This window comes from Bacillus sp. FSL W7-1034 (assembly GCF_038593365.1).
GTDB classification, from domain to species: domain Bacteria; phylum Bacillota; class Bacilli; order Bacillales; family Bacillaceae; genus Bacillus; species Bacillus altitudinis.
The window spans coordinates 1,782,039-1,806,194 of sequence record NZ_CP151989.1 but is presented as its reverse complement, the minus strand read 5'-3'; the positions used below and the strand labels follow the sequence as shown (position 1 = coordinate 1,806,194).

Sequence of the window (24,156 nt, the reverse complement as noted above, 5' to 3'; positions counted from 1 at the left end):
TTTTTCAAAAAAAGATCGCCATGTTTTTCATAAGATCATGTTAAAATGTAAGACAAGAGGGAGAATATAAAGGAGTTATGCAGATGTTAATTGCTTTGATGTTTATTTTGGCTTATCTTCTCGGCAGTATTCCATCAGGTCTCATTGTCGGGAAAGCTGCAAAGGGAATCGATATCCGTGAACATGGCAGCGGGAACCTAGGTGCGACGAATGCATTCCGTACACTAGGTGTGAAAGCAGGGTCCATCGTTATCACAGCTGATATTTTAAAGGGGACTCTTGCTTCGGCTTTACCGTTTTTCATGCAACTGGACATTCATCCCTTATTAGCAGGAGTTGCTGCTGTTATCGGTCACAGCTTTCCTGTCTTTGCAAAATTTAAAGGGGGAAAAGCGGTCGCTACATCAGGCGGCGTGCTGTTATTTTATGCCCCGTTCTTATTTATCACGATGATCGCTGCTTTTTTCTTATTTTTATACATTAGTAAATATGTTTCATTATCATCTATGCTGACTGGGATCTACACATTCATTTACAGCATATTCACCCAAGATCTATTTTTAATTATTGTTGTTGCTGTTCTTGCTGGCTTTGTGATCTTCAGACACATCGCCAACCTCAAACGAATTCTCAACAAAACTGAACCGAAAATCAAATGGCTTTAGCCGTTTCATCAATTTAAATATGTGGTAAAAGTAAAGAAAAGCTGTTTTTGCATCCTGCATTTAAAAACAGCATGACTTCAAAAAGGGGCGATCACATTGAAATTAACGATAAAAGATGATGCACTCAATTGGTACAAGAATGAACTGGATTTAGAAAAAGGTGATCATGTTCGCTTTTTTGTCAGATATGGCGGGTGCAGTAATGTACAAAAAGGCTTTTCTCTCGGCGTCGCAAAAGATGAACCTCAAAATGCCGGCGCAACCGCTGAAGTAGAAGGCATTACTTTCTTTGTGGAAGAAAGTGATATTTGGTATTTTGACAACCATGATCTGCATATTGATTATAACGAGTCCGTGAAAGAACCAGAATTTCATTATGAATAAACAAAAAAGATACCTCATCCCTCGGGTATCTTTTTTGTTTATCACTCAATATAAAGTCCATACTCCTGAATGTTTCCTAATGACCGCTCTTTTTGCAAAATCCGTTTTTGCGAATCACCGATGAGATCAAAATGAGGAAAACCTTCGCGAACATGGATCCATTCTTTCTTTAATCCATGCTTTTGTCCCCAAGCGATTAATTGCTCCATATCCTGACAGGCTGCCTTTGTGACAGTATTCGCATGCGGAAAACGGTCATCAAGCCAATAGTGTGTCAAAAAGGCCACCTTCCCTTGCCGAACAGCTGATTTCCAAGCATTCAAATCTCTTCTTTTAATTCCAAAGGCCATGAATCAAACCTGCTTCTTGGACTGTTCGTATACGCTGTGCCATGCAGGGAAAGCTTTTCTAAATTGAATCGGTCTAAAGGTTTCTTTGTCCACACAAATATGTGAGGTGGTCCCTGTAATAGCCGTTTGTCCATCAGGTTTTTGTATTTCATAGCCATACACTGTTTTCACGCCGTTATATTCTTCAATCCATGTGTGAACTGTAGCCGTTTCACCGTACAGTAGTGGTTTCTTATATTGAACCTGAAGATCAACAACAGGTGCAAGGACACCGTCTGCCTCTAACTGGGCATAGGAAAAGCCTAATTCTTTAATTAACGCTGTTCTGCCGACTTCCATCCAAATTAAATAGTTGGCATGATACACAATGCCCATTTGATCTGTTTCTGCATAACGGACTTCTATTTCTTTTTTAGATACATACACGTTTTCATCGCTCTCCTATCAAAACCTAACGTCTCTGACATTTTACCACATTCCAAATGGTTCTTCTAAAAAGAGGCAATAAAATAAACCAGGAATCCCTGGTTTATTCAGTGTAACCGCTCTTTCTTGCTGCTTCCTCGTCCTTTATTTCAGAACGCATTGCGTCAATACTCGTTCTACGGTTTTCATTTTTTTGCTTGATCATCTGCTTTTCTTCCTCTGTTGAAAGACCCATTGCTGCTTCAGATTCATCAATATTTTCAAGTGTGTTTTCGATCATATCCTGCAGCTTCTCAACATTGTCAGAACGATCATCTGGATTGGATTGATATGACTTGTCATTCATCATGCTTCCCTCCTATTATTCGCCCTTCGTCTGTATCACATCAGGCTGTTCATTCGATTTATTATGCATCTTTTTGCCTTTATTTCGTTTGTATGCTACAGGTTTTGTCCCTAAATGGTCTGGTGTAAACTGCGCTTGTTTATCATGCTCTCTACCCATCATTCATCCCTCCCTCTTCTTTAGGATGAACGAAAAAGGACAAATCATAACTTATTTCTGTCTAAATCGCTCTTCCAACTTTTCTTCAAGCTGGTTTAAAAATTCCTCATTGCTTAATAATTCTTTTTTATTTTCAAGCACAAGTTCTTCAAATGTACGGCGCTTTCTTCTTCTCATGTCTATCACCACCTCCACTCTGTTCATACCATTTTCGCCAAAACATTTAGAAAATAAGCAAAAAAGAGCTGAATCATTATAGATCCAGCTCTTTTTCAATTTCTTTTTTTGTGAGCATTTGATGCTTTACAGACAGGATACGCCCTTTTTCATCTAGTATGTATGTCGTCGGATAGGAAAGTACCTGATATCTTGCTTGAATACCTTTTTGATCTAATAAAACAGGAAAACTGACTTTAAGTTCATCAATAAATGAGGCGACGTGATCCACACTCTTTTCAGTGTTCGTCAAATTCACCGCTAGTACCTCAACTTGGTCATTTTCACTTCTAATTGCGTCTAGATCTGGCATTTCTGTTCGGCAAGGCTTACACCATGTCGCCCAAAAATTGAGGAGTACTTTTTTCCCTCGATAATCAGATAACGATGCCGTTTTGCCATCAAGGGTTTTGAGCTCAAAATCAGGGGCTTTGTCCCCTGTTTCAAGACCGATGGCAGGTTCTTTTGGTCCGAATACATTCCATGCAAGTAAACCAATCAACACAAGTAAAACAGCGCTTGCCATTCCTTTTTTCCACATGATTGATCCTCCACTATGTTAAAAAAGAAGAGAAAGCTGTCTAATCGCCTTCTCTTCTTTGCTTTATTAGTTGCTTGCCAATTTTTCACGCAGTACCATTTGAAGGATACCACCATGACGGTAGTAGTCAATTTCGACTTCACTGTCAAAGCGAACAATTACTTCAAATGTTTTCTCGTTGCCATCTGTATCAATTGCTTTTACAGTGACAAGATCACGCGGACGAACTGTTTCATCAACATCTACTTCGAATGTTTCTGTTCCTGTTAGTCCATAAGTTTCTGCACTTTCTCCATCTTTAAACTGTAAAGGAAGTACACCCATGAAGACAAGGTTACTTCTGTGGATACGCTCAAAGCTTTCCGCTAGAACGAATTTAATTCCAAGAAGATTTGTTCCTTTTGCAGCCCAGTCACGAGAAGAACCCATTCCGTAATCTTTACCTGCTAAGATCGCAAGACCAGTTCCATCTTCTTTATAACGCATGCATGCATCATAAATGGATGTCACTTCACCAGTTGGCCAGTACGTTGTATACCCGCCTTCTGTTCCTGGTGCGATTTGGTTCTTAATACGGATGTTTGCAAAAGTACCTCTCATCATAACATGGTGGTTACCACGGCGAGATCCGTATGAGTTAAAGTCTCTAGGCGATACGCCTCTTTCTTGCAAGTATTTACCTGCAGGTGTGTCTTTACCAATCGCTCCAGCAGGAGAAATATGGTCTGTTGTGACAGAATCACCGAACTTCGCCACTACGCGCAATCCTTTAAGTGGTTCAACTTTACCAGGTTCAACTGATAAGTTTTCGAAGAATGGCGGGTTTGCAATGTATGTGGAATTTTCATCCCATTTATACAATGCATCGTCCGTCGTTTTAATTTCATTCCAGCGGTCATTGTTGTCAAAAACAGTTTCATACTCTGAACGGAATAGCTCAGGTGTGACAGTGCTTTTCACGACGCTGTTGATTTCATCCATTGATGGCCAAATGTCATTGAAATAAACGTTCTCGCCATTTTTATCGACACCGATCGGATCTTTTGTTAAATCAATATTCACCGTACCAGCAAGTGCATAAGCCACAACTAATGGTGGAGATGCAAGGTAGTTTCCTTTTACAAGCGGGTGGATACGACCTTCGAAGTTACGGTTACCTGATAAAACAGAAGTGATCAGCAGATCATTTTCAGAGACAGCATCTTCAATTTCTTTTTCAAGCGGTCCTGAGTTTCCGATACAAGTTGTACAGCCATACCCAACGATGTTAAATCCGAGGTCTCTTAAGTATGGAAGAAGTCCTGAGTTCACGAGGTATCCTGTTACAACCTTAGAACCTGGCGCTAGTGACGTTTTCACGTAGTTTGGCACCTTCATGCCAAGCTCACTTGCTTTCTTCGCAACAAGACCTGCTCCGATTAAGACGTATGGGTTCGATGTATTCGTACAGCTCGTAATCGCTGCAATCGCAATCGCACCTGTCTTCATCACAGCTTTTTCACCATTTGCTAGGTCAAATTCGATTTGTTTGTCTAGCTCTGATTTTTCTAAGCCAAACCCTTGGTTACCAGCTGGGCTTTCAATGTGCTGATGGAACGTTTCTTTCATTTTAGAAAGTGGAATCAAATCTTGTGGACGCTTTGGACCAGATAAGTTTGATTCAATTTGAGAAAGATCAATTTCCACAACATCTGTAAAAATTGGCTCTTCTGCATCTGGCGTATAGAATAAGCCATTTGCGCGAGAATATTCTTCAACGATATTAATTTGCTCTTCATCACGTCCAGTAAGGCGAAGGTAAGCTAGCGCTTCTTCATCTACTGGGAAGAATCCGCAAGTAGCACCGTATTCTGGCGCCATGTTTGCAATCGTTGCACGATCTGCTAACGGCAATTGTGCAACACCAGGTCCGAAGAACTCGACGAACTTGTTCACTACGCCTTTTTCACGAAGAACTTGTGTCACTTTTAAGGCAAGGTCAGTTGCAGTTGTTCCGTTTGGAAGCTCTCCAACTAATTTAGCACCAATAACTTCTGGTACTGGGAAGTATGAAGGCTGACCAAGCATACCAGCTTCTGCTTCGATACCGCCAACGCCCCATCCAAGTACACCGATACCGTTAATCATTGTTGTATGTGAGTCAGTACCAACTAATGTATCTGGGTAAGTGATGATCTCGCCATCTTCTTCGATTGCATGAACAACACTTGCAAGATACTCTAAGTTCACTTGGTGAACGATCCCTGTTGCAGGCGGAACAGCTTGATAATTGTTAAACGCTTTCTTTGCCCAGCTAAGGAAGTTATAACGCTCTGCGTTACGTTCGAATTCTAAATCCATGTTAATGTTTAATGCATCTTCAGTTCCAGCTTTATCGACTTGTACAGAGTGGTCAATGACCAGGTCAACTGGAATTTCAGGGTTGATTTTATCTGGGTCTCCCCCCACATCTGCCATTGCTTTTCTTAAAGAAGCAAGGTCAACGACAGCTGGCACACCCGTGAAGTCTTGTAAAATAACACGAGAAGGTTTAAATGGAACATCAATTTCTTTTACCTCGGCAGTTCCCCATTTTGCCAAGTTTTCAACGTGTTCCTTTTTGATCACTCTACCGTCTACTTGGCGAAGCACTGATTCTAAAAGTACCTTAATGGAATAAGGCAGCTTAGAAACATTTCCGATTCCTTGTTTCTCTAGTGCTTCTAACGAATAATAGTGATACGTTTTCCCATTTGTCGAAAACGTTTTTCTAGATTGAAAAGCGTCTTGTTTAGCGACTTGCTGCTGTTTCGACATGTCCAAAATCCCCCTTTTGATGATCAAGATCAATTTCAATTCTCAGAAAAATCGTCGTATTTCACCACAATTTTCTCACAATTTCATCTTAAAACAAATTCATACATAAGTAAATAACAATGCTTTTATTAAATTCAATAAGTTTAGCTTATCACAAGGAAATGATTACTCTTCATAAACTGAGCAGCACGGGTTCATACTAATGCTGAGGTGATAGAACATGACAAAAAGAAAAGCAAATCATGTCATTGACGGCATGAACGCAGCCAAAAGCCAAGGAAATGGTGCAGGCTATATAGAAAATGATCAGCTCGTTTTAACAGAAGAACAAAAGCAAAACAATAAAAAGCGTAAAAAAAACCAATAAGAAAGGAGTGAGAAATGATGACGGACAAAAACACTGGGAAAGACATACGTCAAAACTCTCCTAAAGAGCATCAAGGCGGGCAACCTGAGCCACTATCAGGCAGTAAAAAAGTGAAAAATCGCAACCATACAAGACAAAAGCACAATTCACATCATGATATGTAAACATTTTCTCTAAAGCCCGTGACCAAACGGGATGTTTTAGGTCTTTCACACATTTCAGCTTTCATCATATGATTTATTATGAGATGTGATGGAGGAGTGTTTATGGAGAATGAAAAGCAAGTGAATTCCTCTGATTTTCTTGAAATAGATGATTGGCTGAGTGTATTAATGGACGATCCTTTTGCATGGTATGACGAACAGCTCCCAATAGATCTTTATGAAACGAGCCGTGATTATATTATTGAGATCGACCTCTCCACCCTATCGATCACTGATTTAAAACTGACCTTTTCCGGATGTGAGCTCATCCTCGCTTATTTGATTGATGAAAGAGAACAGCCGATTGAAAAAAGTGTCATGCTCCCTTTTTATTTGAATGACAAAGACATTGATACAGATTACGAAAACAGAATCATATCAATCAAAATCAAAAAGGATGCCCATCGTCAAGACGGAGCATTTTCCTTTCAAATGCCACACTTCAAACATTAAGAGCCCGCCTGTATACAGGCGGGCTCTCTTCCGTTCGTTTCAAGTCAATACCTTGTGCGAACCACCATGGCCAAATAGTAGAGTCGCTATACAATAATGTATTCCTTTTCTACTAAATGGTTTGGGTCATTCTAGTAAATGGGCGCCTCTTAATCAAAAAAGGCGTTAATAGAAAAAACACATACATTTTTGTTATTTTCTTCTACCTTCCCTTCATGTAAAATAGAATAGAGAGAAGGGATATAGGGAGTGAGAACATGTTAAGCGGCTGGTTTTTGTGGTTCATTTTATTTTGGGGTACAGTGATGATTGGATTACTAGCAATCGGTGGCTTTTTTATGTTTCGCAAGTTTTTAAAACGATTGCCGAAAGAAGACGGGAAATCAGAGCTTGATTGGCAGGATGAATATATTCAAAAGAGCCTGCACCTATGGCGCGATGAAGACAAACAGCTATTAAATGAGCTAGTATTACCGGTTCCAGAGCTGTTTAGAGACGTCGCCAAAGAAAAAATCGCCGGTAAAATTGGCGAGCTGGCACTTAAAGAACAAGCGGCCAGCATTAATTTAGACTTAATCATTCGCGGCTATATTATCGCTACACCGAAGCGGGATCATAAATTTCTACTAAAGCGCCTTCAAGAAAAAAAGATCGACCATTCACCATATGAATCTTTATTAAAATAACCTCCTTTTTAAAAAGGAGGTTTAATTTATTTGGGCCTGCTGCAGATCTAATTGTTTAGACATCTTTCTAAACGACAAATACATCGCAATCCGCCAAGGGACAATCATGCCAAAGGCTAGAATCCAAAACATCCCGCTAAGCGCACCATAATCAATGGAAGAACTTAAAATCGTCTTCATTCCGATACGAAGGACAAGAAGCCCAATGAGAATAAACACAAATGCTTTTGAACGCTTCAAATAGATTTCATTGCCTCTAATTTCAAATTTCGATGTTTTAATTAAAAAGATAGAGAAAAACATCCCTACAGTAATCGCCTCTAAAAATTCAGCTCCAGTTACTTGAAACATTGGCACAAAAAACATCAGTGCACCAGTGCTCATAAAGATAGGAGGTAAAATAATTTTTTTCGCGGTTGCAGGTTTTGCAGATGATTTAATGCGAATAAACATGACGGCTACCGCCATACATACCGCCACTATAGAAGAAATTATGATCATCATATCAAATCATTCCTTTATTCTTTAAGGTCAGCCTATGTATAATATACTCCAATTGACGAAAAAAAACCATTCGCCGCGACTGTAGAAAACGATTTCAAAAACCAGTAAATCCTCCAAATAATGATGAGAACATAATAATGATCCACGTCAGAAGATCAAAGAATAGCAAGATTCCTACCACGATCATAATAATCCCGCCAGTTTTCATAATGAGCTGCTGACGCTTTCTGATCCAAGCCATTTTTGTGATGAAAAAGGAAAGAACAAAAAATGGGATAGCAAAACCTAATACATACGCAATCATGTAGGTCACAGCGGACTCTGGCTTGTTGCTGGCAAGTGTGATAACAGCTGATAAAATCGGGCCGGTACATGGTGTCCAACCAGCAGCAAAACCCATTCCGATGAGAATCGATCCAAAAAAACCGGCTGGACGATTTTTAAACTGCAACCTCTTTTCTCCCATTAAAAAAGAAGGCTGAAATACACCAAGAATCATAAAGCCAAAGAAAATAATGAGAATGGCACCAATTTGACGAATCGCATCTTGATATTCAATGAAAAACTTCCCAACAAACGATGTCCCAAATCCAATGGCAATAAAAATGAGAGAGAATCCAATTAAAAAGAATAATGTATGAAGAAGACTTCTCCTTCTCAGCATCACCTTCTCAGATTTCACTTCATCTATACTAACGCCCGTAATATAGGATAAAAAGGCTGGATAAAGTGGCAGACAGCACGGTGAGATAAAAGAAAGAAACCCTGCTCCAAACGCTAAAAAGTAATTCAAATCTGACAAAAGAACACCCCCTTCTTACAATATACAATAAGAGATGACAAATTCATTTCATTTTTTTTACATCATCTCAATAAAGATGGTCTAATCTCTTAAAACCTTATATAATTTAATTTGACATCAAGATACCAAACCCTTTAAATTTGAAAATAAACCTTAAAATGGATATAATAGAACCGATTCTTTTTATCAAGATTTGCATGAAAGGAACATGACTTTGGTAAAAACATCATTATTAACTCAAATTGAAGAAAAAAGAGAAGAGCTGATGAAAGTTGTCTTGCATAATGGGATGACGTCAACAGTGACCATCGAACATAGCCAGCAGCTAGATCATCTCCTCTTACAATATCAACGACACTTACACTCAAACTCAGCCAACTAATGATATCTCAAGATAGAAACAAATGCCGCACGATTTTAGAAAAGTTGATATGTGTGACAATAAAAGAAACGAAAACCTCTGCTCACAGGGGTTTTTTGTTTTGTCATTAACAAACGGTTCACGGCAAAATAAAAACCACTTTCCCTGCTTTATTCATGCAAGTACAGTGGTTTTATGCGTCTGATGAAGGTGACTTCAATAAAGAAAGGACATCGCTTGTCCAATCTTTAGGGACCATGTTCCATCTATGATCATAATAACGTACGTATTATTTCGCTTGGTTGTTCATGGCTTTCATCATTTGATTGATTTTCTTTTGGGACGGTTTCATGCCCATTTGCATCATCATCATTCGAAGCATTTGTTCATTAATTGGTGGATTCTTTTTCAAGTAGCTCATCATATACTTACGAGCAATAAAGAATCCGAGTGCAACTCCTGCAAGCAGTGCAACAACGCCTACAAGGATGACAACCCATAAATCCATAATTCTTCCTCCTTCATGTTGTCTCGTATAAAGTGTACTAAACAAAAGGCTATTATACAACATTTCACGTTCAATTTTATTTTTTTAAACAAAATTCATCACTTTTACCGGATTGAGCCACCCATGCTTCTTTGATCCAAAGTCCATAGCCAGGAAACAAGGACTAATTTTTCTGAGTACTTCAAAAAACACCGCTTCTGCCTCATAACTGCCTGTGGCAGACATTTGAATGTAACGGTCTTTTATAATGAATGCGGCTGTGCCTTTTCCATCTGGCAGCGATGCACTGTATATTGAGCCTATTTGTGTATAGTGAATGTTGGTTAAATTGTTCATTAAACGCTGGTGCATATGAAAAGCAGGGATTCGTTTTGTTACATAATCCACTTGCTTAACAAGCATGACTAATTCGTCATCACTGCGGTTCGTCCAGTGTAACGATTCAAACAAATGAAACAAAATAGATTCTCTACCAAAATAATGATGAGCAAACTCATCCTCAATCCAATAAATATAATAATGGCGTTCCATGTCTATCCCTTCCTTTCACATTTCGTCAATCTCGCTTATTGCTTGTATTATACAAAAATGTGAAAGAAAGAATTGTCTATATATGAAGCAAGAAGAAACTAGTTTTGTCAAAAAAACAAGAAAAAAGAAAAAAGTTTGCAGAGCATAGTGAAAAGCTCTGCAAACCGACTGCAAAAAAGCATGATGCTTGGAGACTGATTATTTATTCAGCTTTGCTTTTACGCGGCTCACCACGTTGCTGACAGTGAAACCGTATTTTTCAATAATGGTTTCGCCTGGTGCAGAAGCGCCAAATTTATCAATCGCAATCACATCGCCATCAAGGCCAGTGTAACGTTCCCAGCCAAGTGAAGCACCCATTTCGATTGCAACACGTGCTCTCACTGCTTTAGGAAGAACGGACTCTTTGTATTCGTCTGACTGCTCATCAAAGCGGTCCCATGCAGGTAAGCTCACGACAGAAACGCGAATGCCTTCTTTTTCAAGTGCTTTTTGCGCTTCAATGGCTAAACCTACTTCAGATCCTGAAGCAAGTAGAAGAGCTTCTGGCTGTGCATCAGCTGCTTCAACGACGACATATCCACCTTTTTCTACGCCTTCATACGCCTTCTCTGGTGATTGATCAATCGTTGGAAGGTTTTGACGAGTAAGAACAAGCGCTGTCGGTTTATTCGTTGAAGATACAGCAATTTTCCATGCTGCAGCTGTTTCGTTTCCATCAGCTGGACGAATCACAGAAAGGTTAGGCATCGCACGTAATGAAGCGAGCTGTTCAACTGGCTCATGCGTTGGTCCATCTTCCCCAACCGCAATGCTGTCATGCGTAAATACATAAGTGACAGGAAGTCCCATCAATGCAGCAAGACGAATGGCAGGTCTTAAGTAGTCTGAGAAAACAAAGAATGTTCCGCCGAATACACGAAGTCCGCCGTGAAGTGCCATACCGTTTAATGCTGCACCCATTGCGAATTCTCTCACACCAAACCAAATGTTTCTGCCAGCGTAATTCTCTCTGCCAAAGTCAGTTGTATCTTTAATGGTTGTTTTATTTGATCCAGCAAGGTCAGCAGACCCGCCAATAAAGAATGGTACTTGTTTTGCAATGCCATTTAATACTTCTCCAGAAGAGGCACGAGAGGCAAGGCTTGAACCTGCTTCATAAACAGGAACCTCTTGATCCCAATTCTCAGGAAGTTTTCCTTCAATCGCAAGCTTCAGCTGAGCTGCTAGTTCTGGATATTCTTTTTCATATTGCTCAAACAGTTCATTCCACGCTGCTTCTTTTTTCTGTCCAGCGTCTTTAACAGCTGTTTTGAAATGATCGTACACTTCAGAAGGTACATGGAAATCTTCTTCAAACGTCCAAGAATAAGCTTCCTTCGTTAGCTTCGCTTCCTCACTGCCAAGCGGTGCACCGTGCACCCCAGACGTTCCCGCACGGTTTGGAGATCCGAAACCGATTGTCGTCTTCACTTCAATAAGTGTAGGTTTGTCTGTACTTTGTTTGGCTTTTTCAATGGCAGCCGTCACTTCGTCAATGTTATTGCCGTCTTTTACATAAAGAACTTCCCAATTCATCGCTTCAAAACGATTCTTCACATTTTCAGAGAAAGAACGATCGAGGTCGCCATCTAAAGAAATGTCATTTGAATCATAAAGAACAATTAAACGGCCTAAGCCTAAATGACCAGCAAGTGAAGCAGCTTCAGAGGAAATGCCCTCCATTAAGTCTCCATCTCCGCAAATGCTGTATGTATAGTGATCCACAACATTAAAGTGATCTTTGTTATACGTTTCTGCAAGATGTCTTTCTGCAAGTGCCATTCCTACAGCCATCGCAATCCCTTGTCCTAAAGGACCTGTTGTCGCATCTACACCCTCTGTATGTCCAAACTCAGGATGTCCAGGTGTTTTGCTTCCCCATTGGCGGAATTGTTTTAAATCTTCGATGCTCAGATTGTATCCGCTTAAATGAAGCATGCTATATAAAAGCATAGAGCCATGTCCCGCAGATAACACAAAACGGTCTCTGTTAAACCAATTTGGATTTTGCGGACTTACGTTTAAGTGATTCGTCCATAAAGCGTATGCCATTGGTGCAGCGCCCATCGGCATTCCAGGGTGACCGGAATTCGCTTTTTCAATTGCGTCTATGGAGAGAGTACGTATTGTTGCAATAGATTTCAATTCAATCGTTTCCATATAAATCCCCTTCCGTATCTTGTGTACACCATTATCATAAATCTACTGTCCTTTTTTCACAACTATTTCACGCCGAAAAAGAAGGATTTTGTCACATTTAGTTTATCGATCACCTAAAAACTTATGCAAATATGAAAAAAGATGAGAATATTCCTCCCATCTTTTCAAAAATAAAGAAATGATGACCTTTAATGAAGATTCTGGTCTCTTTCTCTTTTTAATTTTTCTGGTGTGACATCGTTTCCTTCTGGATCGACGATTTTCACGGTTTTGAGTGTATTTTTCATAGAAGAACGAAAAGCCTTTAAATATTCCTCTCTTAATTGCTTCTGTTCTGCTTTCTCAGCGTCCGACAAACCGGCCTCTTTCGACTTTTTTGAAAGCTCATTGATTCTTGCAAGCTGTTCTTTAGAAATCATGACAAACTCCTTTAAAACATTTTCTCTACATACTACTAAATATCAGTCATTTTTACAACAAGTCACGCTTTAAGTCGCAAGCCCTTTTTCATATTCTTGGTATCTTCTATGGACGGTTGCTTTTGAAATGTCAAAACCAAGTGCCTGCAATGTCACTGCAATTTCAGCGAATGTCATGTTGTTTTTTCTTAATCGAACAATTTCAGAAATCGGTACTTCAATACGTTCGCGGCCAGGTGCTTGCTCTTGGTGTTTTAAATTTAGTTCGGGTTGATACCCTCGCTCAACAGCTTTTTTCATCCCACGCTTAATTTTCAAATTATGAATTTTCCGCTGATACTCTTCTACAACGCCTACAATTTCAATGACCATTTCATCTGCTTCTGAAAGCTCAAGCTCTCCTCTATGAAATACGCTGTACACCTTGACTTTTTCTTTAAACAGACAATGAAGAAGAGCGATTTTCGCCTGCCCTCTTCCAAGGCGTGTCTCATCTTGAATGAGAACAGCATCGATTTCTTCCTCTTTCAGCGCAGCCAGCATGTCAAAAACACCGTCACGATCAAGATCGTATCCACTCGCTTTTTCTTTAATCACTTTGACTACATTCATCTTGTGCGCTGCAGCTAAAGCAAGCAGTTCTTCTTCTTGTCTTTTAAGCGAGGTTTCTTGCTCTTCTTTGGCAGTACTTACTCTCGCATAAATGATTGCATTCATGTCTTCAATCGACCTTTCTACTGTACTGTTGCAAGTTGATATACGACTGGATGCTCTTTTTTAACTGGAATTACAAGGATATCTCCCGGCTGGATGTCAGTTGAAGCGAGATCATTGTGTTCAGTTACCCAGTCAATAAAAGCATTTTTATCGATTGATTTACTGTCGTTTACTTGATCAGCTAATCCCCAAAGAGTATCACCTGATTGAACCTCTATTTTAACATATTGATTTGGATCATTATGGCTAGTGACTGCAATAAGTGAGAGAAATATGCCAACGATGAATGAGAATAGCCCAATAAAAATAATAGATTCCTTTAACCTCATAATGTCATCTCTCCTAATAGAATGTGTGTTCGTTCTTTCTGACACTCATTATAAATACGAACAAACGTTTCTGTCAAACGTTTTTTTCGAACCTATGTTTGTACTGTTAGGAAAAACATGCTATAATTTCTTTAAAATTGACGTTTTGAGGTGCAAAAGATGACGAAGCTATCAAAAAGACAACTCGATATCCTGAAATTCATAAAAGAAGAAGTAAAAAGCAAGGGTTATCCCCCATCCGTTCGTGAAATTGGTGAAGCTGTCGGTCTAGCATCAAGTTCAACTGTCCATGGACATTTAGCTAGACTAGAAACGAAAGGTTTAATTAGAAGAGATCCAACGAAACCTAGAGCGATCGAAGTACTAGATGAAGAGGAAATGAATATTCCAAAAAGCGCTGTAATGAATGTTCCAGTCATCGGAAAAGTCACAGCAGGCTTGCCTATCACGGCTGTTGAGAATGTAGAAGAATATTTCCCACTTCCAGAAACTTTTGCAGCGCCAGATGAACAAATATTTATGCTTGAAATTATGGGAGAAAGTATGATTGATGCAGGTATTTTGGACAAAGACTACGTCATTGTGCGTCAGCAAAGCACTGCCAACAATGGAGATATTGTGGTGGCTATGACAGAAGAAGATGAAGCAACAGTGAAACGTTTTTATAAGGAAGATACACACTTTAGATTACAGCCCGAGAATCCATCAATGGAACCGATTATTTTACAGAATGTGAGTATACTAGGTAAAGTGATTGGCGTATTTAGAAATATTCATTAAAAAAAGCCGGTATTTCATCAATTGCTGATGAGAGCCGGCTTTTTCTTTTATGAACAAGAATATGCAAGAATACTAGAGCTTGGGAACGAGCCAAATGTAAAGTTCGGCCATATGAAACCCGTTGTACGGCCAAAAGGCTGCGAGGAAAGAACATACATGAGAAATACTTGACCGTTTCTAAGGAACACAATGGTCCACCTTCTATTACATCCAGCTGCAAATTGAACCGTTTGCTGGCTTCCGCCTACACTCTGCCCTGCAATGAGCGGCTGCATACTTTGAGGCTGAGAAACTGCTTGTTGATATTGCGAGATGATATGCTGCGGCGGGGCTGGCGGGACCGACTGTCCTCCTGCACCTTGCCCTTGCCCAGTCCCTCCGAATGGCAATCCGGGAAATCCTCCAACTTGAGAAATAGGAAACGCCGGCATGCTTTGTACCTGCCGATCGTACAAGTGCCCATTCCACGTACCTTCATATGGATTATACATACTAAACACCACTTTCTTAGACATTCATCACGACAGTATATGTCATACATAAAAAAAGAGTGTTGAGGAGACAAATAGAAATCTTTCCAAAAGACGTTTTATTCTTCTTTAGAACGGTTAAATATTAATGAGGAAGAAAAAAATAAAAAAATGAAAACTTTTTGTCTCCCTCAAACGTTATATATGTAGAAAGAAAAGAAATAAAAAACATTTAGATTTAATACTTGTAATATCTCTGTAACTATTGTAACATTTGTAACATAAGAAGTTTTCATTGAGAAAAGGAGGCAATCGCCTTGAAAAAATTATTTGTTTTATTAACCGCTATTATGCTTATGATCTCATTACAAACAACAACACTGGCCGCTTCCAAAAAATCAGCCGCTTTGACAAATAAAGAAGCGTTACATATTGCCCTTGATGCAAGAGAACACTTTTGGAGTGCGATGTCAGGCTACAACATTAAAGAGCATTCAGATTACAAATTAAAATCATTTACTTATAAAGATATGACTTACAACTACCTGTCTAAAACATTTGATACAAAGAAAAAACTAAACAGCTATCTATCTCAAGTTTTCACAAAAGATGCCATTACTCACGGTTTAAAAGACTATCAGTTCATCGTTCATAAAGGAAAAATGGCTGTGCCAGTTGGTGATGGAGACAATATGCTTAATTGGGATAAGGCAACACCTAAACTCGTCTCTAAGAAAAGTACAATCCGCACATACGAATTCACAGTTCCAACACTTGATGGACGCAAAGTAAAACGTACTGTCACTTTCGAGAAAGTACAAAACGAGTGGAAAGTAACAAAAATTGACGCTGTGATCTAAATAAAAACCAGGCCGTTTACTCGGCCTGGTTTTTATATGGATGAAAATTCAGTCATACGATCTAAAGCGTGAGCAAGTGATGAAGCCGTTTGAAATTCATTAAAAGGAAGTCCAAGCTGTACAGCCGTTTGAGCAATTTCTGGTCTAATGCCTGAAATGGTCGTATCAACCCCAATTAACCGAAGTGACGTGACAAGATCAAAGATTTGATGTGCTACCATCGTATCAATGATGACGACACCTGATAAATCAATACATAAATGTTGAACACCTTTTTGCGAACACTGTTTTAATGTATTTTCTAAGATAATCTTTGCTCGCGCAGTGTCAATATCTCCAACTAAAGGCAATAAGGCAACATGACTTTTTAACACAATGACTGGGGAACTCAGCTCATAAATCATGTCTCTTTGTGCAACGAGTTTTTTGGTGGTATTTTTCACATATTGCTGAATAAAGACATGAATCGAAATGTTAAATGCCTCAGATATCAAATCATACCAATAAAATATTCGATCAATGTCAATATCACCTTGATGCTGTTTTATAAACTCTTTTAAGTAATGAAGAACCACTCTTTGATTGGACATATATTCTCTCACGACGTAATCTAATGGTGTGTTCAAGTGCTTCGGATCACTTGCTAAGTCTTCAGACCATTTTTTAAATTTCGTATGTAAATACGTCTTGTCTTCAATAAGTGCGCGGATAAAATGCTGATAATAATCTTGATTTTGCCGTTTAAGCTCTGCTATGATGCTGGAATCTGTTGAACGATAAATGGATTCTGGATCATCATCCTCAATTGATTCATACCATGTTTCAGTCAGTTTCTCTGCATGTTGCATGAAAAAATCGTATAATGCACGGTTCTTTTCCATAAGCATATGTCCCTTCACATTTTCTACTTGTCAGTCTTTGTACCTGATGGATTGATTGTACCATTGAATCTTTTGTACCTGCTAGCTCGAATACGCTCCTGTTGAACAAAAAGAGCCCCCTCTCAAGGAGCCTCTTGTCTATGTTTATTTGACAATAAATAAAATTCGTTTCCCGTCAGGATACCCGCTGATTTGATGCCCGACCCATGAACCAGCGCCTCTATTATCTGATGGACTGACATATTGAACGCTTGCCCCCTTTCCTCCTTCAAGACACACCGCCATCGGCCATTCATCCCGGTCAAAACCAGGTTTTGTGGGAATTCCTTTTAATGATTCTTGCCTGCGGGCATCTGCCCCATTTCGGTCAATGGTACACACGTCTGAGTGCCCTTTTCGAATAGCTTCTTGAATATGACTGCCTGTTTCAGGATACCGTTCCTTAGGAAATTGAATCACATGATCATAACGATCTGCTCCTTTTGCGGAACGATCCTCTCCAAAACCACCTAATAACGCACCCATCCAAATGACAAAACAAAGAACGACAGCAGCGATCCAGCCTTTTCTCATCTTCAAAAGCTCGTGACCTCCTCATACTTTTGATGAAATGATGTTGACTTGAAGGGAATGAGTCATTTTTAATGTATGAGTGGCTGAGTGATGACATGTGAAAAACATGAGCTGAATCTTCCTGGATACTGATCCATAAGAAAAAACGAATGATCTCTTCATCATTCGCCTTGTTCTACTTAAGATATTTCATCTACTCTATATAATGTTTCGTTTTGTGAAGACATCTCGGATGGCATCCCCTCTTCAGCTGATGTGGATCGTTTATATTCTTCAGATGAGATGACTGTACCATGTGATTTAATCCAGCTAACCAATTTGCTGTTAGCTGATGACTGATTGTCTGGTAATAAAAAGTATTTCACCTTTCCTTGTTGAATAAGTGCTTTTAATTTGTTGACATTCAAAATAGGATCTGTCCCATTAAAACCGCCTAAAGCCATGACATTCTCATCTTCGTCAATGATATATGGCGCTGCGGTAACAGTCGTAAGCGTTGCAAATAAATACGTTTCACCTGTTTGATGAGCCTTTAAATAAGTGAGTAAGCCTTGATCGACACTAGATGTAAACATGTTCCCACCTCGTGAACTAGCCAGCTGTACACCTGCCTCTGGAAGAACAGCATTTCCACCATATATGATTGGGGTGGCGGACCAAAAACCTGGAAACAGTAACAGCGTTGTCAAAGCAGTGATGAGCAGTCGTTTCATGATCAATTGTTTTTCTCTGTACATCAGCAATAGGATAGCGATACTTGTTCCCGCAATGGCAATGGCATACATCCAAATACTACTGATTTGAGTCGTATAGTTACTCAAAATATACCCTTGGAAGATGGCTGTAACAGCGATTGCTGCTGGAAGCAAATACGCAGATACTCCTTTGTTTGCCTTAAATAACTCTCCCATCTTCTTAGCTCCTATGCCGCATAGTGCTGCAATAGGCGGGGCAAGCATAATGAGATAGTAATGGTGAAAGAAACCCGCAATACTAAAGAATCCGGCAGCAGGAATCAGCCATGCTGTCCAAAACATCGTTTGTTTCCATTCATTTAATTGTGCTTTTCTCTCATTCCACCAGCTGATGATCATCCCTAAAAGCCCAAACAAAGCAAACGGCAGCATCCAACTGATTTGACCTGACAATGCAGATTGAAATAAACGAAATATACCGGGATTCCCAGTGCCATACATATTCATACTTTGTTGACCTACAGCACTTCCAGGCGGAGAACCACTACCTGAACCATGTTGAGGTGGCATCATTTGATTTTGGGATGGAGGCGGCTGATTTCTGTTTGACTGATCCTCTGACGAATTCCCTAATCCAGAATTGTCTGGCATCACCATACCTGCTTGCTGATTCATGTCACCAAAGGATTTCCCTGTCGTCTGACCAAGCAGCCGTTCCGTGCCGTTATAACCAAAGGCAAGTTCTAACACTGAATTTGTTTGGCTGCTTCCCACATAAGGGCGCTCACTTTCAGCTGTCATATCTACAGCAACTGCCCACGATAGAGATAGGCAGACTAATACGACGATTGAGCATAAGAGAGAGAAAATTTTCTTTTTTAACGGTACGCGAGCAGCAATAAAATAGTAGAAAATAAATGCTGGAACGACCATAAACGCTTGCAGCATCTTCATATTAAATCCTACCGCTACCAAAGCGAAGGCCATAAGAAGCCAGCGCATCTTTCCGCTTTTTACAGCACGCATCAAGAAATACGTACCCGCAAGTAATGTGAAGACGAGCATACTGTCAATATTGTTCGTTCTGCTCACAGCTGCGGCAATTGGCGTGAGAGCCATAACGGCCGCTGACATCCTTGCAGCACCTTGACCGAAAGCCGGTTTTATCATGAGATAAAGAAGAAGAACAGACCCCACTCCAGCAAGTGCCTGCGGCAATATCACACTCCATGTATGAAAGCCAAAAATAAGTGCACTGATGGTTTGAATCCATAAAACGACGGGTGGTTTATCAATTGATACGAATCCAGCTGCATCAAATGAGGCATAAAAAAAGTGATGGAAGCTTTTGGACATACTTTTGACTGCAGCTAAATAATATTGATTGGCACTGTCATTCTGCCAAATTTGATAAGTGTAGAGAAAAGCTGCAATCAATAAAATCAACAACAATATCATATCTATTTTTTTATTTTTCACTCATATCTCTTCTTTCTTTTTCATTTATTTCATTCAGCATAGCTTGTAAATATGAAATAGTGATGAACAAAAAAAGAAACTTTTCTGTATTTGACGATAAAAAAAGCCTGTCCCCTGTAAAGGAAACAAGCTGATTGTTCTATTTTTTACTGCGCCTTCGCATAGTTGATAAATTCAACAAAGGCAGCCGTCGCTTTTGGTCCGCCGTTGATCGTTCCGTTTGAATAACCCGCATTATGGACCCCGACGATTTGTTGGTTCTGATCTAGCATCGCAGAGCCAGAGTTTCCGCTAAATGTATCGATCGTATAGTATGCGAGATTCGTATCTTCTCTCGTGACTGGACCTGACATTTCCCATTGTGACACTTTGCCAGTCGATCTCATTTTATCACCTGGATATCCAGAAATTTTAATCGTTGTACCTGTTAGATTTGTCACTTGACGAATAGAGCGGTAGCCGACCGTATTTCCAATGTTCGTATCTGTTTTAATGACGGCAAAATCATATTGACTCGCCCCCGTGTTGATATATCCGCTTGGTACATAGAATTCGGTCATGTTTGCTGAGCCGTTCACGGCCGTGCTGTCATTCATGCCTGGGTAGACAGACCCTTTTGCACTATAGCTTCTTGTGGCTGTATTGTAGACGCAGTGTCCGTTTGTCAATATTTTGTTTGGAGCAATGAGTGTTCCGGTGCAGCTAGACCCACCAAATGTAATATAAGCAATAGAGTTGTAGGGTGCTACTCTTGTATTCGTCACTTTTGTTCTACCATCGTCTCCAATGACTACTTTTGTTTGAAAGTCTTTTAAATATGTTGTGAGTGGTTTTACTTTTTCGCCAATAGTAGAAGAGAGATCATCCACTTTGTCAAAGGATGAGGGGGTTTTCATATCGTTGTGGAAGTCAGCTGAAGAAATCACCTTTCCGTCAGAAGTCACCATGTCATAATCAGACGTAAGTACTGAATCAGATGCTGCATGGGCAAAACTAGGCACACTTAAAGCACCAAAAACGAGTAGAGAAGGGATTATTTTTTTCACCTTTTTCATCATATTCCTCCTTTATGTCCTATATCAAAAATGATACGATTGTTTCATATTGGAGTAAATGAGAGAATATTCTTATTTTTTACAAAATATTTCATTTGTAAATTAGGTGTTTCGTATCTTCCAAATATTTATTCTAGCGATCTCTCTATGAAAAAAGAAAAAACCGCCATTTTGGCGGTTTCAAGATTGTTGACGAAGGGCTAAAATGTGATTTATTTTAGCCCTTTGTCTTCTTTTCAACATGATCAGCTCCATACATCTTTTACATATCTGTTGTCATTGGCTAAAGATGTCAGCCATTGTTCAGCTGTTTCTTTCGCACACTGTTTCTCAGTCTGATACAGTTCAATAAGTGTTGCCTCGACATCTGGTGCCATGACCTTTCCATCCCCGCAAATATACAGGTAGGCGCCTTTGTCGAGCAATTCAATGAGCTTGGCTCCATCATTTTTAATGAAGTGCTGGACATACACTTTTTGCTCCTCGTAGCGAGAGTAAGCACGGTGGATGGTGACGACTCCTTTTTCTTGTGCAAGCTGCATTTCGTCATAATACAGATCATCTTCATGCGGGTGGCGGCAGCCAAAATAAAGATGGGCTTCACCTAACGACTTCCCTTCATTTTGCCATGCTTCCCTTGCCTGAATGAACCCTCTAAACGGGGCGATACCTGTTCCTGGTCCAATCATGATCATTGGTATTTCAGGAGAAGGCGGCAATTCGAATCCTGCTTGAGCTTCATGAAGGAAGCAGGCCACCTCATCTCCTTCTTGCAGTCCGCATAAATAGTTTGATGCGACGCCTGCGTATTCACCGCGTCCGCTCCATGATTTTCCTTTCACAACAGCTACTGTGATACTAAGCCTCTTTTCATCTACCTTTGGCGAACTGGAGATCGAGTAATAACGAGGCTTCAATCCTGGTAAAAGGGCTAAAAAATGATCAAATGGCAGTTCACATGCTTCGTATTGTTCTAGTAAATCCAGCATGGTCACACGCTTCTTTAATACAGCTTCTTGATAAATTTCTCCCGCCATTTGTTCAAGTTCAATACGATGAGGTGGGCATACCGTATATTTTGCAAGATCTCTTAGCTGAGTACGTGTCACAGGCTCTTGCAGCTCTACATGTGACGCCAGCAATTCTCCGACTTGAATTGGCTGATTTAATGGTAAATGACTTGCTTCTTTTTCCGAAGAGAGTATCATGTGCTGCTCTGGATCCAGCTTGAAATGATCGGTCACTCGCTGAACGAGTGTTGCACTATTTTTTGGCACGATTCCGATATGATCTCCTTCTTTATAGTGCTTGCCTTCAGGTAACTGAAGTTCGATATGCCTTGTTTGGCGGGTACTTCTTTCAGATTGTAATTCTTGATTTTTCAATACAACAGCTGAAAAGGCACCATATGTTTTAGCAACAGGACGTTCCACTAGCTCATTCGTATATGCAATGGATAGGTTTGGCTTTTCTTGGCGTTTCTCCTGCAAGGTTAAATTGAATTCTTTTGCAAGCTCATCGAAGACTGTCTTCTGGAATGTTTCTTTATCTTCATCCATATCACCGCCCGCATCGCCTTCACCAATATCCGTTACACGCTTCGCCCCTTTTCTTTCAAGTGCTTCATCAATCAGACGAGGAATACGCTGATACGTGCTCGCCCAATTTCGATCCCCGCACCCAAAGACTGCAAATGTCACATTTGATAGATCTTGCTCCTCATCCTGCGTCACCCAATCCACAAACTGTTTCGCATGATCAGGCGGATGACCGTTGTATGAAGCCGTTACAATTAAAACTGCGCCTGACTCTGGTAACTTTCGAGTATAATCATCAAGCGGTGCCGTTGTCACGTCAAACCCTTTTGCTTTCCCGTCTTCAGCAAATTCGTTTGCCATCTGCTTTGCTGTGCCAAGATTTGATCCGTACAAGACCAATAGCGGTGTTCCATGACTCGCTATTTTCACTTCAGCAGATGCCGTGCTTTTTGTTGGTTCTTCTTTCGGAGGCGCCATAAAGAATTGCTGCTTTCTTGGCCGCACTTTGATTTTAAAATCATTCGGCTTAATCGTCAGAGATTCTTTTAAATCCAGTTCATACGACGTATGGTCAATCAGTTCAAGGTTGTGCAGAACCATCGCCAAAACCATCGTGGCTTCATGAAGGGCAAATTGCATCCCAATACACGCACGCTGTCCATTTCCGAACGGTTTATAGGCATGCTGTGGAATCTTTTCAGGATGCATAAAACGTTCAGGCTTGAATTCTTCTGCATCCTCCCCCCAAACCGCTTGATCCCGATGTATTTTAGGAAGTAGCACACTGACACTTTGGTTTTTTTTGATCGGATATTTCCCTCCAATGACTGTATCCTCTTTCGCATAAAGAGAGAACGTAGGCGCCGTCGGCCAGAGGCGAAGTGCTTCGTTTAAGACCATACGCGTATAACTTAGTTTTTGAACCTGCTTAAATGTCGGCAGTCCGCCTTGCAGCACGTCGTCTGCTTCTTGTACGGCTTTTTTTAATTTGTCTGGATTCTTTAGTAAAAAATAAATCGCAAATGACAACAACCCACTTGTTGTTTCATGACCTGCTATTAAGAAGGTAATGATTTGATAACGGATATTTTCATCTGACAGGCGTTCACCTGTTTCAGGATCCTTTGCATGTAGCATGAGAGAAAGTAAATCATTGCCCGTTTTATCTTGTTTTTTCCGTTCTTGAATAATGTCATCTACTAATTGCTTCATAAATTCAACATCTTGTTCAAATTCTCTTCTTCTTTTGATCATTAATTTATCTGCGACCGGCAATCTACTTGCTTGATCCATCGCTTCATTTAAGCCATTCAGCATGCTTTCAATAAATGGATGTTGATTTTCTTTATAAAAGCTGTTAAATCGAAAATCAAAACCGCATAACCCGATCGTATCTAAAGTGAGCTTTGTCATATCCTCTGCTACTTCAATTTCTTCATCACGGCCCGTTCTTTGCCATTTTTGTACAAGCTGTGTGGCAATATCGAGCATCATCTCATGATAGCCCTTCATGGCCTGCTGGCTAAACGCCGGCATCAAGATGTGATGAGCCTTTCTCCAATTCGGCTCTTCTGTCCAACTTGTGAATAACCCATCCCCTGAAAATGTTCTCACTTTATTGAGACTGCTTCCAATGAATTTATCAAAACGCCTCTCATCAAATACTTCTTTGGCAAGTTCATGGCTGGAAACAAAAATACTTGTTGCTTTTGAAAATTCAAACTGAAAGATCGGCCCTAATTCATCTGCCAGCCGCCAAAAGGTTTGAGAAAGCTCTCCTTTTTTGATATGAGGAATATTTTTTAAAGGTCCGTATGTTTTTGGTTTTGGAATGATTGATGTTTGTTGCATGTGCCCACT

Annotated in this window: 30 protein-coding genes; 9 read left to right on the top strand and 21 right to left on the bottom strand. The window is 40.0% G+C overall.

Going from position 1 to position 24,156, the window contains the following annotated elements:
* Positions 1-83: 83 nt before the first annotated feature.
* Both plsY and NST73_RS09225 read left to right on the top strand, forming a co-directional pair.
* Positions 84-665, top strand: coding sequence for a glycerol-3-phosphate 1-O-acyltransferase PlsY (gene plsY / locus NST73_RS09230; RefSeq protein WP_008343794.1), 582 nt, complete (start codon positions 84-86; stop codon positions 663-665).
* A gap of 96 nt (positions 666-761) precedes the next feature.
* The gene (locus NST73_RS09225; RefSeq protein WP_008343795.1) at positions 762-1,049 is read left to right on the top strand and encodes a HesB/YadR/YfhF family protein; all 288 of its coding nucleotides are present in this window, start codon (positions 762-764) and stop codon (positions 1,047-1,049) included.
* Between the two features lie 41 nt (positions 1,050-1,090).
* Here NST73_RS09225 and NST73_RS09220 read toward each other — a convergent pair whose 3' ends face one another.
* From NST73_RS09220 to acnA, 7 genes are all read right to left on the bottom strand, one after another.
* Positions 1,091-1,399 (bottom strand): hypothetical protein, encoded by a 309-nt coding sequence (locus NST73_RS09220; protein ID WP_144678734.1) that lies wholly within the window; start codon positions 1,397-1,399, stop codon positions 1,091-1,093.
* Positions 1,400-1,402: 3 nt separating this feature from the next.
* Positions 1,403-1,825, bottom strand: coding sequence for a thioesterase family protein (locus NST73_RS09215; RefSeq protein ID WP_008343800.1), 423 nt, complete (start codon positions 1,823-1,825; stop codon positions 1,403-1,405).
* Between the two features lie 103 nt (positions 1,826-1,928).
* The gene (tlp, locus tag NST73_RS09210; protein WP_017359579.1) at positions 1,929-2,171 is read right to left on the bottom strand and encodes a small acid-soluble spore protein Tlp; all 243 of its coding nucleotides are present in this window, start codon (positions 2,169-2,171) and stop codon (positions 1,929-1,931) included.
* Positions 2,172-2,186: 15 nt separating this feature from the next.
* The gene (locus NST73_RS09205; protein WP_008357830.1) at positions 2,187-2,330 is read right to left on the bottom strand and encodes an acid-soluble spore protein N; all 144 of its coding nucleotides are present in this window, start codon (positions 2,328-2,330) and stop codon (positions 2,187-2,189) included.
* A gap of 51 nt (positions 2,331-2,381) precedes the next feature.
* Positions 2,382-2,507: an FbpB family small basic protein gene (locus NST73_RS09200; protein ID WP_003211002.1), complete on the bottom strand. Its 126-nt coding sequence runs from the start codon at positions 2,505-2,507 to the stop codon at positions 2,382-2,384.
* Between the two features lie 76 nt (positions 2,508-2,583).
* A complete protein-coding gene (locus tag NST73_RS09195; RefSeq protein ID WP_008343807.1) occupies positions 2,584-3,087 on the bottom strand; it encodes a TlpA disulfide reductase family protein in 504 nt (167 codons plus the stop codon).
* A 66-nt stretch (positions 3,088-3,153) separates the two neighbouring features.
* The gene (gene acnA, locus NST73_RS09190; protein ID WP_342499532.1) at positions 3,154-5,883 is read right to left on the bottom strand and encodes an aconitate hydratase AcnA; all 2,730 of its coding nucleotides are present in this window, start codon (positions 5,881-5,883) and stop codon (positions 3,154-3,156) included.
* Positions 5,884-6,103: 220 nt separating this feature from the next.
* Between acnA and sspO the strand changes: the two genes are divergently transcribed.
* The 4 genes from sspO to NST73_RS09170 all read left to right on the top strand — a co-directional run bounded on the left by sspO (position 6,104) and on the right by NST73_RS09170 (position 7,592).
* Positions 6,104-6,250 carry a small acid-soluble spore protein O gene (gene sspO, locus NST73_RS09185; RefSeq protein WP_017359581.1) on the top strand — a complete coding sequence of 49 codons (147 nt, stop codon included), beginning with the start codon at positions 6,104-6,106 and terminating at the stop codon, positions 6,248-6,250.
* A gap of 17 nt (positions 6,251-6,267) precedes the next feature.
* Positions 6,268-6,414, top strand: coding sequence for a small acid-soluble spore protein P (locus NST73_RS09180; RefSeq protein WP_058337579.1), 147 nt, complete (start codon positions 6,268-6,270; stop codon positions 6,412-6,414).
* Positions 6,415-6,516: 102 nt separating this feature from the next.
* A complete protein-coding gene (locus NST73_RS09175) occupies positions 6,517-6,906 on the top strand; it encodes an Hsp20/alpha crystallin family protein (RefSeq protein WP_024719083.1) in 390 nt (129 codons plus the stop codon).
* 257 nt (positions 6,907-7,163) lie between these two features.
* Entirely contained in the window at positions 7,164-7,592 is a 429-nt protein-coding gene (locus NST73_RS09170; protein ID WP_007499335.1) for a DUF2621 domain-containing protein, read from the top strand.
* A 21-nt stretch (positions 7,593-7,613) separates the two neighbouring features.
* Here NST73_RS09170 and NST73_RS09165 read toward each other — a convergent pair whose 3' ends face one another.
* Together NST73_RS09165 and NST73_RS09160 are read right to left on the bottom strand one after the other, a co-directional pair.
* Entirely contained in the window at positions 7,614-8,096 is a 483-nt protein-coding gene (locus tag NST73_RS09165; protein WP_056703240.1) for a cytochrome c biogenesis protein CcdC, read from the bottom strand.
* A gap of 94 nt (positions 8,097-8,190) precedes the next feature.
* Complete coding sequence (locus tag NST73_RS09160) at positions 8,191-8,898, bottom strand: cytochrome c biogenesis protein CcdA (RefSeq protein WP_008343813.1); 708 nt, start codon at positions 8,896-8,898, stop codon at positions 8,191-8,193.
* 214 nt (positions 8,899-9,112) lie between these two features.
* On the opposite strand from NST73_RS09160, the gene NST73_RS09155 reads away from it, so the two are divergent.
* Entirely contained in the window at positions 9,113-9,280 is a 168-nt protein-coding gene (locus NST73_RS09155) for an aspartyl-phosphate phosphatase Spo0E family protein (RefSeq protein WP_008343814.1), read from the top strand.
* Between the two features lie 268 nt (positions 9,281-9,548).
* Here the strand turns inward: NST73_RS09155 and NST73_RS09150 are convergent, their stop codons facing one another.
* The 6 genes from NST73_RS09150 to yneA form a co-directional block, all read right to left on the bottom strand.
* Positions 9,549-9,767: a YneF family protein gene (locus NST73_RS09150; protein WP_003212379.1), complete on the bottom strand. Its 219-nt coding sequence runs from the start codon at positions 9,765-9,767 to the stop codon at positions 9,549-9,551.
* 84 nt (positions 9,768-9,851) lie between these two features.
* Complete coding sequence (gene sirA / locus NST73_RS09145; protein ID WP_041507216.1) at positions 9,852-10,298, bottom strand: sporulation inhibitor of replication protein SirA; 447 nt, start codon at positions 10,296-10,298, stop codon at positions 9,852-9,854.
* A 198-nt stretch (positions 10,299-10,496) separates the two neighbouring features.
* The gene (gene tkt, locus NST73_RS09140) at positions 10,497-12,500 is read right to left on the bottom strand and encodes a transketolase (protein WP_144678735.1); all 2,004 of its coding nucleotides are present in this window, start codon (positions 12,498-12,500) and stop codon (positions 10,497-10,499) included.
* A gap of 188 nt (positions 12,501-12,688) precedes the next feature.
* Positions 12,689-12,919, bottom strand: coding sequence for a DUF896 domain-containing protein (locus NST73_RS09135; protein WP_061419189.1), 231 nt, complete (start codon positions 12,917-12,919; stop codon positions 12,689-12,691).
* Between the two features lie 69 nt (positions 12,920-12,988).
* The gene (locus NST73_RS09130) at positions 12,989-13,636 is read right to left on the bottom strand and encodes a recombinase family protein (protein WP_017359583.1); all 648 of its coding nucleotides are present in this window, start codon (positions 13,634-13,636) and stop codon (positions 12,989-12,991) included.
* A gap of 17 nt (positions 13,637-13,653) precedes the next feature.
* Positions 13,654-13,965 carry a cell division suppressor protein YneA gene (yneA, locus tag NST73_RS09125; RefSeq protein WP_007499348.1) on the bottom strand — a complete coding sequence of 104 codons (312 nt, stop codon included), beginning with the start codon at positions 13,963-13,965 and terminating at the stop codon, positions 13,654-13,656.
* A gap of 159 nt (positions 13,966-14,124) precedes the next feature.
* Between yneA and lexA the strand changes: the two genes are divergently transcribed.
* Positions 14,125-14,745, top strand: coding sequence for a transcriptional repressor LexA (lexA, locus tag NST73_RS09120; protein ID WP_326242672.1), 621 nt, complete (start codon positions 14,125-14,127; stop codon positions 14,743-14,745).
* 47 nt (positions 14,746-14,792) lie between these two features.
* On the opposite strand, the gene NST73_RS09115 is transcribed toward lexA, so the two are convergent.
* Positions 14,793-15,236 (bottom strand): hypothetical protein, encoded by a 444-nt coding sequence (locus NST73_RS09115; RefSeq protein WP_144678736.1) that lies wholly within the window; start codon positions 15,234-15,236, stop codon positions 14,793-14,795.
* Positions 15,237-15,532: 296 nt separating this feature from the next.
* Between NST73_RS09115 and NST73_RS09110 the strand changes: the two genes are divergently transcribed.
* Complete coding sequence (locus NST73_RS09110) at positions 15,533-16,075, top strand: IseA DL-endopeptidase inhibitor family protein (RefSeq protein WP_017359584.1); 543 nt, start codon at positions 15,533-15,535, stop codon at positions 16,073-16,075.
* A 32-nt stretch (positions 16,076-16,107) separates the two neighbouring features.
* On the opposite strand, the gene NST73_RS09105 is transcribed toward NST73_RS09110, so the two are convergent.
* The 5 genes from NST73_RS09105 to NST73_RS09085 form a co-directional block, all read right to left on the bottom strand.
* Positions 16,108-16,956, bottom strand: coding sequence for an STAS domain-containing protein (locus NST73_RS09105; protein ID WP_017359585.1), 849 nt, complete (start codon positions 16,954-16,956; stop codon positions 16,108-16,110).
* A gap of 144 nt (positions 16,957-17,100) precedes the next feature.
* On the bottom strand, positions 17,101-17,481 hold the full coding sequence (locus NST73_RS09100) for a NucA/NucB deoxyribonuclease domain-containing protein (RefSeq protein ID WP_224559893.1): 381 nt from the start codon (positions 17,479-17,481) through the stop codon (positions 17,101-17,103).
* A gap of 227 nt (positions 17,482-17,708) precedes the next feature.
* Positions 17,709-19,703, bottom strand: coding sequence for a glycosyltransferase family 39 protein (locus NST73_RS09095; protein WP_326242675.1), 1,995 nt, complete (start codon positions 19,701-19,703; stop codon positions 17,709-17,711).
* A 146-nt stretch (positions 19,704-19,849) separates the two neighbouring features.
* Positions 19,850-20,758, bottom strand: coding sequence for a trypsin-like serine protease (locus NST73_RS09090; RefSeq protein ID WP_160757649.1), 909 nt, complete (start codon positions 20,756-20,758; stop codon positions 19,850-19,852).
* Positions 20,759-21,003: 245 nt separating this feature from the next.
* The gene (locus tag NST73_RS09085) at positions 21,004-24,147 is read right to left on the bottom strand and encodes a bifunctional cytochrome P450/NADPH--P450 reductase (protein ID WP_342499531.1); all 3,144 of its coding nucleotides are present in this window, start codon (positions 24,145-24,147) and stop codon (positions 21,004-21,006) included.
* Between the last annotated feature and the right edge of the window lie 9 nt (positions 24,148-24,156).

Excerpts from the sequence above, each read along its gene's own strand:
- plsY (WP_008343794.1), top strand. The coding sequence starts at position 84 with ATGTTAATTGCTTTGATGTTTATTTTGGCTTATCTTCTCGGCAGTATT.
- NST73_RS09220 (WP_144678734.1), bottom strand. The coding sequence starts at position 1,399 with ATGGCCTTTGGAATTAAAAGAAGAGATTTGAATGCTTGGAAATCAGCT.
- tlp (WP_017359579.1), bottom strand. The coding sequence starts at position 2,171 with ATGAATGACAAGTCATATCAATCCAATCCAGATGATCGTTCTGACAAT.
- NST73_RS09205 (WP_008357830.1), bottom strand. The coding sequence starts at position 2,330 with ATGGGTAGAGAGCATGATAAACAAGCGCAGTTTACACCAGACCATTTA.
- NST73_RS09200 (WP_003211002.1), bottom strand. The coding sequence starts at position 2,507 with ATGAGAAGAAGAAAGCGCCGTACATTTGAAGAACTTGTGCTTGAAAAT.
- NST73_RS09195 (WP_008343807.1), bottom strand. The coding sequence starts at position 3,087 with ATGTGGAAAAAAGGAATGGCAAGCGCTGTTTTACTTGTGTTGATTGGT.
- acnA (WP_342499532.1), bottom strand. The coding sequence starts at position 5,883 with ATGTCGAAACAGCAGCAAGTCGCTAAACAAGACGCTTTTCAATCTAGA.
- sspO (WP_017359581.1), top strand. The coding sequence starts at position 6,104 with ATGACAAAAAGAAAAGCAAATCATGTCATTGACGGCATGAACGCAGCC.
- NST73_RS09180 (WP_058337579.1), top strand. The coding sequence starts at position 6,268 with ATGACGGACAAAAACACTGGGAAAGACATACGTCAAAACTCTCCTAAA.
- NST73_RS09175 (WP_024719083.1), top strand. The coding sequence starts at position 6,517 with ATGGAGAATGAAAAGCAAGTGAATTCCTCTGATTTTCTTGAAATAGAT.
- NST73_RS09170 (WP_007499335.1), top strand. The coding sequence starts at position 7,164 with ATGTTAAGCGGCTGGTTTTTGTGGTTCATTTTATTTTGGGGTACAGTG.
- NST73_RS09165 (WP_056703240.1), bottom strand. The coding sequence starts at position 8,096 with ATGATGATCATAATTTCTTCTATAGTGGCGGTATGTATGGCGGTAGCC.
- NST73_RS09150 (WP_003212379.1), bottom strand. The coding sequence starts at position 9,767 with ATGGATTTATGGGTTGTCATCCTTGTAGGCGTTGTTGCACTGCTTGCA.
- sirA (WP_041507216.1), bottom strand. The coding sequence starts at position 10,298 with ATGGAACGCCATTATTATATTTATTGGATTGAGGATGAGTTTGCTCAT.
- tkt (WP_144678735.1), bottom strand. The coding sequence starts at position 12,500 with ATGGAAACGATTGAATTGAAATCTATTGCAACAATACGTACTCTCTCC.
- NST73_RS09135 (WP_061419189.1), bottom strand. The coding sequence starts at position 12,919 with ATGATTTCTAAAGAACAGCTTGCAAGAATCAATGAGCTTTCAAAAAAG.
- NST73_RS09130 (WP_017359583.1), bottom strand. The coding sequence starts at position 13,636 with ATGAATGCAATCATTTATGCGAGAGTAAGTACTGCCAAAGAAGAGCAA.
- yneA (WP_007499348.1), bottom strand. The coding sequence starts at position 13,965 with ATGAGGTTAAAGGAATCTATTATTTTTATTGGGCTATTCTCATTCATC.
- lexA (WP_326242672.1), top strand. The coding sequence starts at position 14,125 with ATGACGAAGCTATCAAAAAGACAACTCGATATCCTGAAATTCATAAAA.
- NST73_RS09115 (WP_144678736.1), bottom strand. The coding sequence starts at position 15,236 with ATGTATAATCCATATGAAGGTACGTGGAATGGGCACTTGTACGATCGG.
- NST73_RS09105 (WP_017359585.1), bottom strand. The coding sequence starts at position 16,956 with ATGGAAAAGAACCGTGCATTATACGATTTTTTCATGCAACATGCAGAG.
- NST73_RS09100 (WP_224559893.1), bottom strand. The coding sequence starts at position 17,481 with ATGGGTGCGTTATTAGGTGGTTTTGGAGAGGATCGTTCCGCAAAAGGA.
- NST73_RS09090 (WP_160757649.1), bottom strand. The coding sequence starts at position 20,758 with ATGAAAAAGGTGAAAAAAATAATCCCTTCTCTACTCGTTTTTGGTGCT.
- NST73_RS09085 (WP_342499531.1), bottom strand. The coding sequence starts at position 24,147 with ATGCAACAAACATCAATCATTCCAAAACCAAAAACATACGGACCTTTA.